The sequence below is a fragment of the Acinetobacter sp. YH16044 genome, from assembly GCF_013417145.1.
Classification (GTDB): Bacteria; Pseudomonadota; Gammaproteobacteria; order Pseudomonadales; family Moraxellaceae; genus Acinetobacter; species Acinetobacter amyesii.
In genome coordinates this window covers 91,072-108,899 of the sequence record NZ_VPEK01000004.1, presented here as the reverse complement: position 1 = coordinate 108,899, position 17,828 = coordinate 91,072, and the positions used below count along the sequence as shown (strand labels likewise).

Here is a 17,828-nt window from a genome sequence, read left to right as displayed (position 1 = left end):
CTCTTTCACATCTACATGGACGCTGTGCAATGAGCAAACAATTTGCCGTGATTGGCAACCCGATTGAACAATCACGCTCACCTGAACTTCATCATGCCTTCGCTGAAAAAACAGGCCTCGACATTCAGTACAGCAAACGACTTGCGCCACTCGATGGTTTTCAGCACAGTGTCGAATCCTTCTTTGCCGAAGGTGGCATCGGTATGAATGTCACTGTTCCGTTTAAAGAACAAGCCTATGCACAATGTGCCGTCCTGACTGAACGTGCCAAAATTGCAGGTGCGGTCAATACACTTTGGATGCAAGATGGTCAATTACACGGTGATAATACTGATGGTCAAGGCTTGGTGAATGCCATTCATGCCTTAGATTGGAATTTAGAACAGAGCGATATATTGATCATTGGTGCAGGTGGTGCAACACGTGGCGTGATTTATCCGCTGGTACAAGCTGGGGCCAAAAAAATCGTCATTGCCAACCGTACTTTAGCGCGTGCTGAACAATTGGTCGCTGACTTAAAAACTGCTGTCCCCAATGCCGAACTTGTAGCCATTGCCCTCACTGACTTAGCAGGTCAATTTGATCTGGTGATTAATGCCACATCGGCAAGCTTAACGGGTGATCCGCTAATTTTGCCTGAAGCATTACAATTCACGCACGCCTATGAAATGGCCTATGGCAAGCCGTCGACATTTTTGGATCAAGCCAAAGCACGCCATGTTCCAACCTCAGAAGGTTTTGGCATGTTGGTTGGTCAAGCGATCGAATCTTTTTCCATTTGGAATGGCGTCAAACCTGATCTAAAAGACTTTCTATAATTCAAAATGATTTGCTCAATTCACTTTCTGAGCAGGCTAAACACCTAAAAAAAGAACCTCAATTGAGGTTCTTTTTTTGATCCAACTTAGTTCTTGTGTTTTTGTATCGCCTTATAGGTCTCATAATAAGCCGATTGGCTGAACAACTCTTCGTGTTCTGCTGCTAGGCCTTGCAATGACGCTTCTGATAATTTTCCTTTGATATCATCAGCAAAGGCTTGCGCATAGATTTTTGATGCTTTCACCAAATGCGCTTTTTCAGTTCCTTCCAGTTCATAGCTAGCTAAAAAGTTTTGTTGATATAAATGTGCAAAAATCGCCTGATCAGTCTTATAGGTTTTTTGCAATTGTTTCCACTCAACCTGAGCTTTGTACTCACCAATCCCCGACTGTACATAATGATTGACCGAAGAACCTAAGTCATCAAAGTCTTGATAGCGATGTAAAGCATGCTTATCACGTAATTGATTTAAACGTTTCAGCGCATTGCCTGTTGGTTCTTTTAACCCATCAACAAATCGATATGCATAAACTTCAGCAATTTCATTCAAATCATTGACTGAGTAATAACGCACATACTGAGCGCGATAGTTAGCAAATGCCACGACAAATGCCGCTTGATAGGCTTTCACTTCAGATTGATGGCGCTTATAACTTTGCAAAGCTACAATACTTAGATATTCAGGAAGTTCGATTTCTTCATTTGCAGCACGGACATCATCGACCGATGCAGTTTCTGCTTCAACAAGCAGAGGATCATTTCCCGTGATTGGTGCAAGCAGACCTTTCAACATATTTTCAAAGAGTGAATCTTTACTGACTTCCTCAATGGATTTTGCCTGTTTCATGGCTTGACGATCAATTTTAGTCGCATTGCCATAATTCAAGATTTGGTTGCTACTTTTCAGCTTTAATTGACCTAAACGTGGCTCATTAAAGGCCAATTGATAGTCCATTACTTGGACGCGGCCTTTGTGATCTAAGCCTACATCCATCACAACATTCGAAGATGATTTATCCTGTGCATTCAGCACCTGCGCAATTTCAGTTTGATGCTTTTGCCATAATTGCTGGAATTGTTTTACATCGACAAGTTGTTCACTTTGATATTGCTGGAATACCGGCTTTAACTGTTCAACAGCGTCCGAAATCTCTGAATCTGTATTGGATGCGTCCGCAGCAGAGGCCGATGGTACAGAATCTTCTTGCAGCGGTATCACCCGAACATCTTGATAATCCTGACACAGTGTGACTTTACCAATCGGCACCTGTTTGGTGTTCATCAAGGCCTGACAGACTTCTTCAGATAAATTCGCTGTTTCATCATCTTCTTCGGAAACCGCATAAGCTTCGGTTACTTCAGTATCCGAACTATAGGTTTCTTCGTCATCAGCCGCGGTCGCCTCCGCATATGCACTTGCAGTATCGATCGCGTATTCAGCAGATTCAGCTGCAGAAGACGTTTGTTCTTCTTCAGTTTCGTGTTGGTGATACATCAGGCCATGCATTTTCGCATTGAGCAGCTCATTCACACGTTCAACAGATGCATAAGCCGCATCATAGTCTTCATCCTCAGCTGCTGCCGCTACTGCAGTCCCTCCCGCCGCTTCAGCCGCAGCCATCGCCTCTTCGGAAGCACTGTGATGCACAGCAGCGTCCACAGATTCATCTTGCTCGACGTCACTATTACGCTGACCTTTGATTTGCGTGGTGTAATAGTTGGCGTTCACAAAATCAAAAAGTTCAAGCTGGGTGTAAAGCGCATCGAGATCACCCACATAGCGGATTTTTTTAGTCAGCCCTGCATTTTTTTCATCACGTGTTAAAGCAATATTTTGCACTTGATTCGGCTCTGCCAAGACATAGGGCAAAGCATTCATCTGTTTTAAATAGTCAGCAAATTTTTTCAAATCGTACTGAGCAATCGTCTCTTTATGTTTTGAAAAATCCACATAAGCCAAGCTGCTTTGGCTTTCGCGATTCACCATAAACGGCATGAACGCAAAGTAGTTGGTATAAAATTTATGTTGATTAAAATCAATGATCATCGGCAACTGTGCATTCACCTGCAAGGTCGGTTTTTGATAACTCAATTGCAAGGTTAAGGCAGCAAGTTTTTCTCTAAAATGTACTGAACCGCTATAGCTAAACTGTAAATCATTCAATACATTCAGCAGTGATTGAGCAATTTTAGATTGCGGAGAAACGCCATCCTCTTCATCGCTATAGCGCGCTGATGGTGGGATCGATTCATTGGCAATGGCTTGATAGAGCTGTTTCTTTTCTTTTTGGCTAAACGGAATATTTTGGGTTTTAATCAACTGATCCAGTTGTTTTTTAAGTTTAGGATCCAGCTCTGGCTGTGTGCTTATCGCAGGCTTTGACTTGGTTTCAGGCTTTTTTTCATCGAACTGAAGATCTGTCTGAATTGAAAATTGCCCTTTCATGTCATAACTGGCATTTTCAAACATTGCGTTTAAGCCTTGAGTGGCTTGTTGCCCGAGAGACTGATCCGTTGAATTGGTTTTTATGACATGTTGAGCACACCCAGTAATACTCAAACCCAGTAAACAAAGTGTTATATATTTTAATCGCATAATTGTACGAAAGACCTAAGTTCTTTATGATTTATTAAAAGAAAAAAATGATCAAAAGATCAACATCAAGTCTATCAGAAGTTTATTTTTCACATGTTGGTTAAATATTACAATTCGCCTTTCTGACATTTTTTAAGGGCGTATTCATCAATGTTTTTTTGGATAAAATTATGAATAATCAAATCATCAATACAGATAATCCAAAAAAATTTAGATATTAGGATTAAGACTATGCCTGCATATAAAGCGCCTTTACACGATATTCGTTTCTTAATGAATGAAGTGCTCGATTACCCAGCACATTACAAAACTTTGTCTAATGGTGAAGCTGCTGATGCAGACACTGTCGACATGATTTTAGAAGGTGCAGCGGATTTTTGTGAAAACATCCTTTCGCCTTTGAACCAAACGGGTGATGAAGAAGGCTGTCATTTTGAAAATGGTGATGTGAAAACACCAAAAGGGTTTAAAGAAGCCTATGACCAATTTGTACAGGGTGGCTGGCAAGGTCTGTCTTTCCCTGAAGAATTTGGCGGTCAAAACTTGCCACAGTCGTTGAATCTCATCAAATCTGAAATGATGGGTACAGCAAACTGGTCATTCCAAATGTATCCGGGTCTCAGCGTAGGTTGTATCAACACCATTCTACAATTTGGTTCAGAAGAACAGAAAAACCAATATTTACCGAACCTTGTTGCTGGAACTTGGTCAGGCACCATGTGCTTAACTGAACCTCAATGCGGTACCGACTTAGGTCAGGTAAAAACCAAAGCGGAACCTCAAGCTGATGGTAGCTATGCAATTTCTGGTACAAAAATCTTCATCTCTGCGGGTGAGCATGATTTAACAGAGAACATCGTGCATATCGTTCTTGCACGTCTTCCAGATGCACCTGCGGGCACCAAAGGCATTTCATTGTTCATCGTTCCAAAATTCCTTGTGAATGCAGATGGTACTGTGGGCGAACGCAATCCTGTAACGTGTGGTTCGATTGAACACAAAATGGGGATCCGTGCTTCGGCAACAGCTGTGCTGAACTTTGATAATGCCATTGGCTACTTGATCGGTGAAAAACACAAAGGCCTACACGCAATGTTCACCTTTATGAACACTGCACGTATTGGTACAGCGATCCAAGGCATTGCACATGCTGAATTGGCATTCCAAGGCGCTCTTCCATATGCCAAAGAACGTATGTCTATGCGCGCACTTTCAGGTAAAAAAGATCCTGAAAAAGTAGCCGATGCGATTATTCACCATGCAGACGTACGTCGTATGCTTTTAACTCAAAAAGCGATCGCTGAAGGCGGCCGTTCAATGATTTACTATGCAGCTCAAATTGCGGACAAAATGACTGATGCTTTAACCCGCGGTGATACAGCAGCGTTTGAAGCACATGATGACCACTTAGGCTTCTACACCCCGATTCTCAAAGGTTTCTTAACCGAAATGGGTTATGAAGCTGCAAACCATGGTATGCAAGTATACGGAGGTCATGGTTATATTAAAGAATGGGGCATGGAACAAATTGTTCGTGACTCACGTATCTCTACTCTCTACGAAGGCACAACCGGTGTTCAAGCACTAGACTTGATTGGTCGTAAAGTTCTGCTGACCTCTAAAGGTAAAGTGATTCGTGACTACACAGCTGAAATCTTGAAGTTCTGTGGTCAACATGCACGTAACAAATACATGCGTCGTTTTGCGTGGGACTTAACGAAGCTTTGCGCACAGTGGAATGCATTAACGGTTCGTATCATGCTTGCAGCACGTAAAGACCGTGACATCGTATCTTCTGCTTCTGTCGATTTCTTGATGTTCTCTGGCTACGTGATGATGGCTTATTTCTGGGCACAACAAGCTGCCGTAGCTTCTGAAAAATTAGCAGAAGGCAATGGTGCAGAAGTTCCTGAGTTCTATAAAGCAAAAATCAAAGTGGCTGACTTCTACTTTGAACGTCTATTACCACGCTCACAAGGTCACGCTGAAGCAATGGTTAACCCATCGAAGACCATGACTTCTTTGGCTCCTGAACACTTTAGCTTTGACTACTAAGCTTTAAACCGAGTTAAATGACTCTATAAAAAGACCGCTTCGGCGGTCTTTTTTGTCTTCTCTTTTAATTTTGATCTATAGGAATTACGAGTAGTATTCTTAATTTCTTCATGAGGTAACAACAATGTATAACGATGAACTTTATATGGAGAAATATTGTTGTATTTTTCAACAAAAATAGAACACCTTATCGCTAAAACATAATTTTATTTAATAAATATTAAATACTTAAAGTAAATTTAACTCCATAATTTTAGCTTTACATTTGTATCTCATACAACTTCATATCTTCTGCATAGCCTCCCCCTATGATGACTTCATTGATTCATAGAGAGCGTAACCATGAAAAAATTGATGTCTTCATTGATGATTGGTCTGATTGCAACAACTGCGACAATGTCTGCAATGGTAGCGCCTGCATTCGATCATAAAAATCCGCTACCTGCTGCACACTTTGATAAAAAACCTGTACCGCCTAAAGCAACACATCACAAACCTGCTGGGCCGCAAATGGTGAAAAAAGAGCATCAACAAGCTCATGCAAAATTTGCCAAACAAAATCATAAGGCAGTAGCTTTTAAAGGCAATCAACACAAACCTGTTTCGCAGCATAAATTACCGCCAATGCCACCGAAACATCGTTAAGCTAAATTAAAAAAAGACCGCTCATGCGGTCTTTTTTAATATTTACTTTGCTTTATCAGCAATAAATTCTTTAATCTCTATGGGTTTATCTTTTACCAACTCAACAGTGCCTTCATTCACACCATTAAAGTTCTTAAAGTGAATTGAAACACCTTGGTCGTTGGCAAGTCGTACACCACTTCCTGAAACTCCTCGTTTCAATTCATACACACGATCAGAATTATCAGTCAATTGTGCGGTTTCAAAATTATCTTTGGTTTTTAACTCAAGGCTAAGATCTTGTGGCCCTGTAAAGTGAATCACTTGCTCATCTTGAGATACTGCAACATCGTTTGTTTGTGCAGTTGCGGTCGTTGCCTCTGTTGCAACATTTTGTTCTGATGGTGCTTTTTTATCGGTGCAACCCACCAAAGCTATAGTTAATAACGTCGCAGTTAAAATATATTTCATTTTCTGAAGTTCCTTTATGCCATGTAAATTCAATTATCAACTGAATAATTTCATACACATTCTGCAAATTACATTCGGAATATGAAAAATTACTTGTCGCTCAAATTTTAAAACAAGTTTGACATAGCTTTCATTACAGGAATTCTTCCAATACTGAATTTAAAAAGATATGTCCCTGCTCGGTACAAGACAAAAGTGTTGGATCACTGACCATCAATTTACGTTCACGTAATGAGTTCAATAACTCGGCAATCGGCTCTAAACTTTCCCCTGTACGCTCGCTATATAGCTTGGCTTCCACCCCATGATTTAAACGTAGTGCATTCATCATAAATTCAAAAGGCATGTCGGCTGCTTCGATGCGCTTAAACTGAAGATGTTCAGCAGGTACTTTGGCTAAATAGTCTTTTGGCAGGCGGGTTTTTTGGAAACGATACACCCCATCAGGCTGGGTCACTTTGCCATGTGCGCCTGCACCAATCGCCAAATAATCGCCAAACTGCCAGTAATTTAAATTATGTGCAGACGGCTTTTCTTTACGCCATGCCGACACTTCATAATTGATAAAGCCTTGTGCTGTTAAATAGGCTTCGCCCTGTGCTTGAATCTCTTCAAGCACATCATCGACAGGCAGAATCGGCTGGGTGCGGAAAAAGACCGTATTCGGCTCAATCGTCAACTGATACCACGACACATGCGTTGCGCCATTTTCCACAGCCAATTTCAAATCCAAAAGCGCTTGCTCAATGGTTTGTTCAGGCAGGCCATGCATCAAATCGACATTCACCCGTTCAAAACCTGCTTCCCGTGCATGCTGAATGGCAGAAATGGCATCGTCATTCGAGTGAATCCGACCCAGTTTTTTCAGTTGCTCGGTATTAAAACTCTGCACACCGATGGATAAACGATTGATCCCTGCATCTAAATAACCGGCAAATGGATCGTGCTCAACCGTGCCTGGATTGGCTTCCAAGGAAATTTCACAACCTTCTTCAAACGGCACCAACGCTTTGAGCTGAGTAAATAACCATTGATAGCCTTGGGCAGAAATCAATGATGGTGTACCGCCACCAATAAATACACTATGAATCAAGCGATCCTGAGCAAAATCGACTTGGGTTTTAAAGTCTTCAACCAGCGCCTGTAAATATTCTTGTTCTAAGTCCAAAGACAATTCACCATTCGGCACCGCATGCGAATTAAAGTCACAGTATGGACATTTACGCACACACCACGGCATGTGAATGTATAAAGACAAAGGAACGAGTACAGGATTTAATTCAGCCAAGGAGAATGCTCAAAATGCGTTGAAGAATGCTGTTTATTTTAACATGACTGCATCAGAGTGCTTATGAAAACTCTGATCGAATACAGTAGACTGATCATATTAAAAAAGAATTTGCTGATAACAAGATGAAAATAAGCAGCCATTTATTGTACTTACTGCCGCTCGCGATGGGTATTGGCATCGCCATGACCATTCAAACAGCGATCAACAGCCAATTGCGTGAATATTTATATTCACCGCTGCAAGCTGCCCTTTTTTCTTTTTTGATTGGTACAATAGTCCTCGCCTTTATGGTGTTTTTTCAATCGGCCGAAAAACCGGACTTTGCAAGTTTTGCTCAAATCCCTTGGTATTTATGGCTGGGGGGATGTTTGGGTGTTTATGCCATCAGTATCAGTATTTATACCGCACCGAAACTGGGTTTTTTATCCCTCTCCGGTCTGATTATTTTTGGTCAAATCTTGATGTCGATGGTAATTGACCATTTTGGCTTGCTCGGTACTGAAAAAACCCCGATTAACTGGCAACGCTTATTGGGTGGCGTGGTGATTTTTATTGGTGTGCTTCTCACTTTCCAACGCTAAGACCTCATTCCTAAGCACCTCACAAGAAATGAGTACATTCTGTGTCTACTGTCACGGCTGTAACAAGCAGCAAGTATGAATTAAAACAACTGTTTCATTTAATGATCCCGATATTGATCACGCAGTTTGCGCAAGCGGGATTTGGTCTCATTGATACCATCATGGCTGGACACATGTCCGCCAATGACCTTGCAGCCATTGCGGTCGGGGTCGGTTTATGGATACCGGTCATGCTGCTGTTCAGCGGCATTATGATTGCCACCACCCCATTAGTGGCAGAAGCCAATGGTGCTCGCACGCCTGAAAAAATTGCCACCATCGCCCGTCAGTCTTTGTGGGTCGCATTATTTTTAGGGATCATTGCCGCATTAGTCTTACAAGCTATGCCGCTGCTTTTACCGTTATTGGGTGTCCCTGAAGTATTACTTCCGAAGGCGAGCTTATTCTTACACGCCATTAGTTTAGGTATGCCTGCTGTCACCATGTACGCAGCTTTACGTGGTTACTCAGAAGCATTGGGGCATCCACGTCCAGTCACTGTGCTGAGTCTGCTGGCCTTATTGGTGTTAATTCCACTGAACTTTATTTTTATGTATGGTTTAGGCCCAGTCCCTGAACTGGGTTCTGCTGGATGTGGATTTGCCACCGCGATTTTGCAATGGTTAATGTTCTTTGCTTTGGCGATGTACGTTTTCAAAGGATCGGCCTATCAAAAGACCCAACCTTTCGCTGCCTTTGAAAAAATGAACAGTGAATGGATCAAACGTATCTTAAAACTTGGCTTTCCCATTGGCTTAGCCATTTTCTTTGAAGTCAGTATTTTTAGTACAGCCGCTATTGTTTTGAGTCCCTTAGGCGAAGTTACCATTGCAGCGCATCAAGTCGCCATTTCGATTACCTCGCAATTGTTTATGATTCCCATGTCACTGGCGATTGCGCTGACCATTCGAGTTGGTACCTATTATGGGGAAAAGAACTGGCTAGCGATGCGAAAAGTCCAAAAAGTTGGGATGTTGACAGGAACGGTATTTGCCCTGATTACTATGCTGTTGCTTTGGCTTTTACGTAATGAAATTGTGTCACTGTATACCAATGACTATGATGTGACTCAGCTTGCAGTATATTTGGTCTTGTTCGCGATTGCCTATCAGTTGATGGACGCATGGCAAGTCAGTGCCGCAGGGTGTTTACGCGGCATGCAAGACACTAAAGGGCCGATGTGGATCACCATGATCGCGTATTGGATCATTGCCTTCCCTGTCGGGATCTATCTTGCACGCTTCACCACGACTGGTGCTGCAGGCGTTTGGATTGGCCTAATTGTGGGTCTGACTGTCGCCTGTATACTGCTACTTACACGTTTATTTATGATGAATAAACGTTTAGCTCAAGCGGGATAAGCCCTTAAAAATCATCTAAAAAGTTACTTAACTGATGTTACGCACATAAAAGTAATTTTGCATTTTTAAAATGATTTTTAATTTTATTCGACGGAGTCTTACATCTTAGGGATTGAATAACGGGATTAGCCTTCGGCTGGAGGTACTTTTGTTTCGGCAAAAGTACCCAAAACCATTGTCATCCGCAAAACTCGTTCACCAGCGTGTAATTATTCAAAGTCACGCAAAAACATTTTTGATTAGAAGTAGTCCTGTCTCAAACACTTGCGGATGACGTTACCGCGTATCGTTCTTTTATTTGAATCAAATGGCGCTTCTGATGTTACTACGTAACATCAGTTACTTAAAAAAGACGGCTACGCTATGCAGAAGATTAATGCAAATTAACACTCTGCATAGCAACGCCATAAATAAAAATACGAAGAAGAGGAAAATAAACATGTCCCATGTATTTCGCTCGATCAGTCTCTGTCTGAGCTTGGGCTTCTCCATGTCACTACAAGCTGAACAAACGATCAACCGACATGAATTTCCTTTATATCACGCACCCATCAAAGTCCAATCACAACCCGAATTTGATTACATCAATCAAGCACTTTGGACAGCCTTTCGCTTTTATCATGAACAACAAGCAGACTCATATACCGCACGTTTAAAATTAAGTTGTCAGCAGTCTGGTATGGCGTATACCTATCAGGACTTCATCAAGGCCAATCAAAAGTTTGCCTCTGCGGATGATCAGGATTTTATCGTGACGCAAAACCTCATCACCTTGAATGAAAATTTACACCATAACCAATGCAGTAAATATCTCAGTCCACATTTAGAACTGGAAAAAACTGAATCGAGCGAAGCAGCAAAAACCAACTAATTAAGCGCCTCGATGGCATTTTTTAAACTTTGTGGCACTTGGCTGTCGTCCTCTACGTCTTTCACGATCGCTTGCCCGACAATCACATCTGTCCCATTAAAACTCATGGTTGGTGAGCCATACAATTCATAGCCTTCATTTAAAGCTTTGGTCACACGGGCACAGAAATTGACATCATCTTTACCGGTTAAATAGCGATACACTTTCATCGTTCAGTTCTCTTCTAGCGACGCGATATTTTAAACCATTCAGCGCGTGGCTTAAATTTGCCTGAATTATTTTCAGTATTTACATTTTTGCCCATCATTTTATCAATGCAAATAAAGTCTTAACAATTTAAAGTAGGCAGTTTGTGTTTTGTCGCCTATGATCGGTATTAGATAATAAATGATGATCTTGAGGAACATCACATGGCAAAAACGGCTAGCACACCGGGTCGTCGCTTTATGAAACTTGCCAGTATGACGGCAAGCATTGCTACTAAAACCGTTTCCAATTCCATCCGCAATATCACTGCCGATGAAGAACAGAAAAATGCATCTCGCAGTAAACTTTTTCAGGACATCGGTCTGCAAATTGCAGACACTTTGGGTGAAATGAAGGGTGCGGTGATGAAAGTCGGACAAATTGCCTCGCAGTACAAAGACATTTTTCCACCTGAAGTCGCAAAAGCGATCAGTAAATTACAACGCCAAGCGCCAGCCATGCCTTTTGCTGAAATTAAGGCTCAAGTAGAACAAGAACTCGGCAAACCCCTCGCGCAAATTTTTAAAAGTTTTGAAGAACAACCTTTTGCTGCTGCATCTATTGGGCAAGTGCATAAAGCCGTGTTACCTAATGGTCAGCAGGTGGTGGTGAAAGTGCAATATCCGGGTGTCGAAGAAGCCTGTGAAAGTGACTTAAAACAAGTTCGGCTTGCACTTCGTCTGATGGGCGTATTGAAAATTGATCGGAAGTTACAAGACAAGCTATTTCGTGAAATTCAGGACAGTTTGGACAATGAACTAAACTATGAAATTGAAGCACAAAACTTAGATGTTGCGCGTGCGTTTCATAGTGCGCTGGATGACAAAATCATCATTCCACAGGTCTATAAAGATTATTCTTCACGTCATATTTTGACTTTAAGCCTAGAGCCTGGCGACAGTATAGAAACTGCCAGCACATGGTCACAAGAAACCCGAAATGCCTTGGGAAGACGGTTATTCCGTGCCATTGGCCGTGAAATTTTCTTCCTTAAACGTTTCCACTGTGACCCACATCCGGGCAACTTCGCCTTTCGTGAAGATGGTTCAGTCATCGTATATGACTACGGCGGTGTGAAAACCCTGTCTCCTGAAATCGTGTCGCACTTTAAGCAATTGATTAATGCTGCACGCAAGCACGATATTCCACTGATGGAACAGCAACTCGATGCCTTACATTCACTCAATGAACTCGGTAAATTCCCTACGGAGTTGTATGAGCAATGGCTTGAAGTACTGATGCGTCCGCTGACCACACAATACGACTTTGCTGAAAACTCAGCACACCATGACGGGGTAGAATTAATTAAGCCTTCTCTTAAATATTGGGATGTGTTTAAACCGTCGCCAGACACCCTGATGGTGAACCGGACTGTTTCAGGACATTATTGGAATTTGATTCATTTGAAAGTGAATGACAATCTCAATGATCTTTTTGATGAGTTGGTCCCACCTAGCGCTTAAGGGAGCGTAAAGCGCTGATGATTGCCCGATGAATTTCGGGCAATATTTGCATTTTTAATTGTTATGTTATAACATTTCTTTAATCAATAAATTTAAGGAACAGAAGAATGCGTGCCAACATCCATCCCGAATACCGTGAAGTGCTCTTTCATGACACCAATGCCAATACCTTTTTTGTCATTGGCAGTACCTTAAGCACCAATCAAACCAAAGAGTTTGAAGGCAAGACTTATCCATATGTGACGCTCGATATCTCAAGTGCATCACATCCTTTTTATACAGGTGAACAACGTCAAGTAAATAATGAAGGACGTATTGCGAACTTTAATAAACGCTTTGCGCGTTTCAAACGCTCACAATAAGTTCAGTTTCGATTAAGTTTTTGCTTTTAAAATTAAAGCATTGAAGAAGTTCAGGGTTCCCCTCCTCCAGCCTGAGCTTCTTTTTTTTATGTCTGAAATTTTGTGGTTTCCAGCTTTGTTTTAAACATCTATTTTTAAAATCGACTGAAATAAGTAATATCCCAGCCCCAATACGATGACACCAATTACCACACTGGAAATAGCATAACTGAATGCTAGCCCACTTTGCCCTTGTCTAAGCAGTTGAAAGGTTTCTAAGCCGAAACTCGAAAAGGTGGTAAAGCCGCCTAAGATACCGACCATAAGTAATAAGCGTGCTTCATTTTGTAGAACGGGATATTTTTGGCTAAATGCAAAAAACACACCTGCACAAAAGCAACCTAAAATATTCACCCACCATGTTGCCCATGGAAAGAGCACGGTTGGCTTGGCCAATAACAGTCCTGCTGCATAGCGAAGTGTTGCCCCAATTGCGCCGCCACATGCGACCAAAAGCCAGTTCATAGTTGTCCTACTTCAACATCATTGGTATCTACAATTTAGGCAACAGACTGCCTAAGGTCGCCCATCAATATACACGCATTTAATTTACGCAAATAGTGTTAAATGTTTGGGCCAAAGCTTGCTATAGTCTGCAACACTTTGCGGTATTTTTTATTGAAAGAGGACATTATGGCTCAGGAATTATTAGATCAACTTCAAGCAGGGACTGCGAAATTTTCAGATGTGATTGCATTTATTGAAGCGCGTTATAACCACACACCAACCGCTTTTACCAATGGCAAACAAGCCAATGCAGCAACTGAAAACCAAGGCAGTGCCAAAGTATTTTCTTTTGCCCAATTGAATGGTCTAAACCAAGCTGAAACCTTAAGTCTTTTTGCTGAACATTATGCTGCTGTATTGGCGACACCAGACGCAACTGACCACCAAAACATTCGCCAATTTATGCAAAATGGTTGGGAAGGTATTCAATTTGACGGTCAAGCGCTCAGCGCGAAATAATGCTTAGGTGGATGTTCTAAATCAGTTCGTCTGCAATAAAAAAGCCAGTAAAATACTGGCTTTTTTATTGTTGATCATCAGTTCAAATCAGGACACTCGTACTCTACAAGTCCATTCAGCCATCGCGGTTTTTTCCCAAGCTCGTGCATGCTTCAAATGTAGTAATTCTTCACCTGCAGTCGTTGCGGTAAAACGATAAGTTTTTTGACCGCCTGCACCAAGCACTGGTGTCGCATCTGCAGCAGCTTGTTGTTGAGCTGACTGAAACACTTCTTCAACTTTAAAAAGTTTCGGTTGCTCAGCCAAAGACCATACATATCCGGTACTTGGATTTTCGTTTAACAACACTTCCAAAGTCTGTCCACGATCCATCTCAAGCAAGGTCGGACAACTTTGCTGTTCAGTAAATACATGGGTTTTCCCATCTACAGTTGAACTCATACTGTTACATCCACCAAGCGCCAAACCACTCGCCAACATTAGACTCAAAATAAGCTGTTTCTTTATCGTCATTTTCATCATCAAATTATTTTACCTTGCATCTAATGCACACCGATTTCAATACGATCTCGATGTAATCGAAGTTTAGCCTTTGACTTTTTCAATCCACTGAATCGAACTTACACGAAAAACTTCACAAGCCCCATCACCCGTATCTGTTGGGGTCAAAGATGAAGTCCAAACCAAATCTTTGTCTTTCACCTCAACCAAATCCCCTTTTAAACGCACAAGATCGCCACGTTTTACTTGAGTAATTTGTTTAGCAATTTGCGGGTTTGCAGGAATGATGTGCATATTCGACACCATCATCATGGCTTGCTTTTGCGGTACAGGAACACGATCCATTTTCCAATTTAAGAAACGGTCATATTGATTGACTGAAATCGTACGAGCAATTTCTGGCTCTGCAAATAAGCCCCAACTGACCGCATAATCAATCGGAGAAAATTTTGCTTGTTCATCTGTTTGATAGGTTTTTGAACCTAAAATTCGAAAATCACCTTTAAATTCCTTCAAGGTGGAAATCGACTGGCCTTTGGCAGCAGGTGCAAGACCTTTGGCAATATTATAATCTGAAGACGCTTGGACACCGACATTCAATAAAAAGCCTGCAAGTACAGTACTTAATGCAATTCGCTTGATCATCGCGTTATCCTCTTACCCTGTAATACTTCACATTACTCAATTTTAATTCTGCAATTGAGCCGACTTCTATACATAATGCCCGAACCTGAACATGAGCTTAAAATCACGTGGGTTGAGCCTGATGAATATCGTTTTCACTAACTAGTTGTAACTCTAGTTTTCACTAGTTGTAACTCTATATTACGCACACAGTCTGCATAAACCTTATGAACTTGGTAACAAAATGCTGTTATTCAGTCAATTGGCCCATATCCACGCTCCACGACATGATTTAAACTTAAAAAGACATGATTTACACTTTAAAAAAAGCCAACAACAATACTCGCTATGATTTATAAATTTTATCAACAACACATTTTTCCGCATCTTCTAAATCAAGTCATGCAGGTGCCAAGCCTGATGGATAAACGACGCGAACTCCTTTTAGCCGTATCTGGGGAGGTGCTCGAAATTGGCTTTGGTACAGGTTTGAATTTAGCGTTTTATCAAAATGTCGATACGGTTTTTGCCCTAGAACCCAATCCTGATATTTTTCATTTAGCTGCTGAACGTGTACATGCAGCGCCCTTTGAGGTACAGCATATTTTAGCCGGTGCTGAAAAATTACCCTTTGCAGATGAAAGTCTAGATCATGTCGTGAGTACATGGACCTTATGCAGCATTGCCGATATTGAAACTGCGCTTGAAGAAATCTACCGTGTCCTTAAACCAACAGGAACATTTCATTTGGTTGAGCATGTACAACACAATGAAAATCGGAAAATTAAGCAGTTACAGCATTTACTCACGCCCATTCAAAAGAAAGTCGCGGATGGCTGTCATCTGGATCGTCATATGCAAAAGTTGCTTGAAAATGCCCAGTTTGAATGTTTTGAAACGCAGTATTTTGATGCTGAAGGCATTCCAAAAATTGGACAGCGCATGTTGCTCGCCCGCGCACAGAAGTTGAGTTAAAGCTTCCAAGGCCATGTTTAAGCACAATCAAATCTAGTTAAAAGTACCTAGTCTTTGATTAGTCGAATGGCATTAATTTTTAGGATATGACAGGGCTTTTTATTCAACACATTAAAGGTGCTATACGACTTCCCTGTTTTGGTGGAATGCACATCCACCCATTCACCCAAAATCTCCACACGATCCCCTGATTTTAAACGGCGAATACGATTTGCGACGTCTTCGGATTGAGCAATCACACTGACATTTTGCAATTCGGACTTGAGCTGTTCAATTTGTGTCGAGGGCACGTCTTTCGCTTGTACGTTAAAACAGCGGTTCTGCTGCGACCATTCAAGATGATATTTTAAAGACTGGAAATCATTTGCGCCTGAACTCAGTAGCAGATCAATATTGCTAACATAGGCCAAGTCTTGAAAGCCACCCACCACGGTCGGTGCTGCCGGATGTAATGTACGACTACTGGCACTGTAGTAGCGTTTATCCAACAGCAAATATTCACCGGAAAATGCCTGAGTCGCTGTGACCTGAAAATTTTTCAGCACACCAGTCTGCTCTAAATGTGGAATGGCACGAAAATATTCAGACCATATCCACAGCATGAGCGCAAAAACGGCTGCAGTCGCTAAGAGTTTTTCCATGTGGATATTCTGTCCTTATTACTTTTCGACGGTTCTGAGGCTGAGTCACGCGAGCTTAAATATGCTCAAAATCAATTCGGATAGTTTCAAAACGCACTCGCCCTTCGGCAATGGCTTGAGCAATCGCTTGTTGCCCTTTGGTCAAACGTGCGCCACCACTTTTAATATCAATCAGCACCACTTCGATGTCTTCAGCGAGTCCATCACCATCACGAAAGTCGGTATAGCCATCAAAAACCACATAATCGATCGGGTCACCGAGAAACTTTGCATCGCTAGGTAAATATTGAAATTCGGGCATGATCGGCGCCATTTGTTCGGCCATTTTGCCTTTTAAAACAGCACGACTGGTATTTACACTGCGTTTTTGTGCGTGGGCCAATGCCTGCTGATGTTCCAATTCTAGTTCTGCAATATATTGCTCATATTCTGCCTTTATCCTTCCATTGCGACTGCCACTTAAAATTAAGGTGGTCAGTACAATCCCAATACACGCGCCAATGAGCATGGCCATCCAGACAGACATTTAAAATTCCTAATCTTTTTAATATATTACAGCGAAACCTATAGAAAAAACTTAGACTTTGGTTCTTTGTCATATTCCCCGCATTAAACAATGATATGCTAGGGATGAGCAGAATAAAATCTATTTAGGTCGATGAAAACGATATTAATTGCCAATCAAAAAGGTGGTTGTGGCAAAACCATCACAGCAATCAGTTTAGCCTCTGCACTTGCGCAAAAAGGTTATAAAGTGGCCTTGGCAGATGCTGACAATCAAAAGTCTGCACGTCAATGGCTCAAACAGCGCCCAGAGACTGCAGCCCCAATTCAGAGCCTAGATTGGCGTCATGAAAAATCGATTGGTGATGTGCCGAAAGGGATTGAATATCTAATTATCGATGCACCGGGTGCGTTATCGGGTGAACATGCAGATCAGTTGGTGAGTGAAGCTCATGCCATCATTACCCCGCTACAACCATCTTTCTTCGACATCGACTCGACCCGTCGTTTTTTAAAGCATTTGCAAGAAATTAAACGGATTCGTAAAGGTAAAGTCCAAATCTTATTACTGGCCAATCGTGTCAAACCCAATTCTGCTCATTCCAAAGAAATTCAAGATTTTTTCAATAAAGTTGAACAGCAGCCCGTTGCTTGGATTTCTGAACGTACCGCTTATGGTCAACTTGCCATGCAAGGTCTTTCGGTTTTTGATAAAACGCAAAAAATGTACCTCGGCATGCAGCAACAATGGCAACCTGTGCTCAATGCCATTATTGAAGACGAAGCCGAGTGGTTTTAA

At 41.7% G+C, this 17,828-nt stretch carries 20 protein-coding genes; 11 read left to right on the top strand and 9 right to left on the bottom strand.

Features of this window, described 5'->3' with window-relative positions:
- Window positions 1-29 precede the first annotated feature (29 nt).
- Window positions 30-818, top strand: a complete 789-nt coding sequence (aroE, locus tag FTV38_RS04395) for a shikimate dehydrogenase (protein WP_180021578.1) — start codon at window positions 30-32, stop codon at window positions 816-818.
- Window positions 819-904: 86 nt separating this feature from the next.
- Here the strand turns inward: aroE and FTV38_RS04390 are convergent, their stop codons facing one another.
- Window positions 905-3,415, bottom strand: a complete 2,511-nt coding sequence (locus FTV38_RS04390) for a hypothetical protein (RefSeq protein ID WP_180021576.1) — start codon at window positions 3,413-3,415, stop codon at window positions 905-907.
- A gap of 231 nt (window positions 3,416-3,646) precedes the next feature.
- Here FTV38_RS04390 and FTV38_RS04385 point away from each other — a divergent pair, with 231 nt between their 5' ends.
- Together FTV38_RS04385 and FTV38_RS04380 are read left to right on the top strand one after the other, a co-directional pair.
- Entirely contained in the window at window positions 3,647-5,470 is a 1,824-nt protein-coding gene (locus FTV38_RS04385) for an acyl-CoA dehydrogenase C-terminal domain-containing protein (RefSeq protein WP_180003419.1), read from the top strand.
- 342 nt (window positions 5,471-5,812) lie between these two features.
- Complete coding sequence (locus FTV38_RS04380; RefSeq protein WP_180021574.1) at window positions 5,813-6,115, top strand: hypothetical protein; 303 nt, start codon at window positions 5,813-5,815, stop codon at window positions 6,113-6,115.
- 42 nt (window positions 6,116-6,157) lie between these two features.
- Here FTV38_RS04380 and FTV38_RS04375 read toward each other — a convergent pair whose 3' ends face one another.
- A complete protein-coding gene (locus FTV38_RS04375) occupies window positions 6,158-6,565 on the bottom strand; it encodes a hypothetical protein (RefSeq protein ID WP_180009514.1) in 408 nt (135 codons plus the stop codon).
- A 133-nt stretch (window positions 6,566-6,698) separates the two neighbouring features.
- The gene (hemW, locus tag FTV38_RS04370) at window positions 6,699-7,853 is read right to left on the bottom strand and encodes a radical SAM family heme chaperone HemW (RefSeq protein ID WP_180021572.1); all 1,155 of its coding nucleotides are present in this window, start codon (window positions 7,851-7,853) and stop codon (window positions 6,699-6,701) included.
- Between the two features lie 125 nt (window positions 7,854-7,978).
- On the opposite strand from hemW, the gene FTV38_RS04365 reads away from it, so the two are divergent.
- The 3 genes from FTV38_RS04365 (at window position 7,979) to FTV38_RS04355 (ending at window position 10,708) form a co-directional block, all read left to right on the top strand.
- Window positions 7,979-8,437 carry a DMT family transporter gene (locus FTV38_RS04365; protein ID WP_180021570.1) on the top strand — a complete coding sequence of 153 codons (459 nt, stop codon included), beginning with the start codon at window positions 7,979-7,981 and terminating at the stop codon, window positions 8,435-8,437.
- Between the two features lie 41 nt (window positions 8,438-8,478).
- Window positions 8,479-9,837: an MATE family efflux transporter gene (locus tag FTV38_RS04360; RefSeq protein WP_306670494.1), complete on the top strand. Its 1,359-nt coding sequence runs from the start codon at window positions 8,479-8,481 to the stop codon at window positions 9,835-9,837.
- 439 nt (window positions 9,838-10,276) lie between these two features.
- Entirely contained in the window at window positions 10,277-10,708 is a 432-nt protein-coding gene (locus FTV38_RS04355) for a hypothetical protein (protein ID WP_180010500.1), read from the top strand.
- Here FTV38_RS04355 and FTV38_RS04350 read toward each other — a convergent pair.
- Window positions 10,705-10,917, bottom strand: a complete 213-nt coding sequence (locus tag FTV38_RS04350; protein WP_180021568.1) for a DUF1737 domain-containing protein — start codon at window positions 10,915-10,917, stop codon at window positions 10,705-10,707. The two genes, FTV38_RS04355 and FTV38_RS04350, sit on opposite strands and share 4 nt — an antisense overlap.
- Before the next feature lie 201 nt (window positions 10,918-11,118).
- Here FTV38_RS04350 and FTV38_RS04345 point away from each other — a divergent pair, with 201 nt between their 5' ends.
- Window positions 11,119-12,417, top strand: a complete 1,299-nt coding sequence (locus tag FTV38_RS04345) for an AarF/ABC1/UbiB kinase family protein (protein WP_180021566.1) — start codon at window positions 11,119-11,121, stop codon at window positions 12,415-12,417.
- A 107-nt stretch (window positions 12,418-12,524) separates the two neighbouring features.
- Window positions 12,525-12,779: a type B 50S ribosomal protein L31 gene (locus tag FTV38_RS04340; protein WP_180021564.1), complete on the top strand. Its 255-nt coding sequence runs from the start codon at window positions 12,525-12,527 to the stop codon at window positions 12,777-12,779.
- 120 nt (window positions 12,780-12,899) lie between these two features.
- Here the strand turns inward: FTV38_RS04340 and crcB are convergent, their stop codons facing one another.
- Window positions 12,900-13,283, bottom strand: a complete 384-nt coding sequence (crcB, locus tag FTV38_RS04335; protein ID WP_078189322.1) for a fluoride efflux transporter CrcB — start codon at window positions 13,281-13,283, stop codon at window positions 12,900-12,902.
- Window positions 13,284-13,451: 168 nt separating this feature from the next.
- Between crcB and FTV38_RS04330 the strand changes: the two genes are divergently transcribed.
- Window positions 13,452-13,784 (top strand): HopJ type III effector protein, encoded by a 333-nt coding sequence (locus tag FTV38_RS04330; protein ID WP_078192490.1) that lies wholly within the window; start codon window positions 13,452-13,454, stop codon window positions 13,782-13,784.
- An 87-nt stretch (window positions 13,785-13,871) separates the two neighbouring features.
- Here FTV38_RS04330 and FTV38_RS04325 read toward each other — a convergent pair whose 3' ends face one another.
- Window positions 13,872-14,306 carry a protease inhibitor I42 family protein gene (locus FTV38_RS04325; RefSeq protein ID WP_257228646.1) on the bottom strand — a complete coding sequence of 145 codons (435 nt, stop codon included), beginning with the start codon at window positions 14,304-14,306 and terminating at the stop codon, window positions 13,872-13,874.
- Between the two features lie 63 nt (window positions 14,307-14,369).
- Complete coding sequence (locus FTV38_RS04320; RefSeq protein ID WP_078189325.1) at window positions 14,370-14,930, bottom strand: hypothetical protein; 561 nt, start codon at window positions 14,928-14,930, stop codon at window positions 14,370-14,372.
- A gap of 327 nt (window positions 14,931-15,257) precedes the next feature.
- Here FTV38_RS04320 and FTV38_RS04315 point away from each other — a divergent pair, with 327 nt between their 5' ends.
- Window positions 15,258-15,884, top strand: coding sequence for a class I SAM-dependent methyltransferase (locus tag FTV38_RS04315; RefSeq protein WP_180021562.1), 627 nt, complete (start codon window positions 15,258-15,260; stop codon window positions 15,882-15,884).
- A gap of 47 nt (window positions 15,885-15,931) precedes the next feature.
- Here the strand turns inward: FTV38_RS04315 and FTV38_RS04310 are convergent, their stop codons facing one another.
- Both FTV38_RS04310 and FTV38_RS04305 read right to left on the bottom strand, forming a co-directional pair.
- Window positions 15,932-16,525 (bottom strand): hypothetical protein, encoded by a 594-nt coding sequence (locus FTV38_RS04310; protein WP_180010496.1) that lies wholly within the window; start codon window positions 16,523-16,525, stop codon window positions 15,932-15,934.
- Window positions 16,526-16,580: 55 nt separating this feature from the next.
- Window positions 16,581-17,051 carry a Holliday junction resolvase-like protein gene (locus FTV38_RS04305; RefSeq protein ID WP_078192492.1) on the bottom strand — a complete coding sequence of 157 codons (471 nt, stop codon included), beginning with the start codon at window positions 17,049-17,051 and terminating at the stop codon, window positions 16,581-16,583.
- A 132-nt stretch (window positions 17,052-17,183) separates the two neighbouring features.
- Here FTV38_RS04305 and FTV38_RS04300 point away from each other — a divergent pair, with 132 nt between their 5' ends.
- Complete coding sequence (locus FTV38_RS04300; protein ID WP_180021560.1) at window positions 17,184-17,828, top strand: ParA family protein; 645 nt, start codon at window positions 17,184-17,186, stop codon at window positions 17,826-17,828.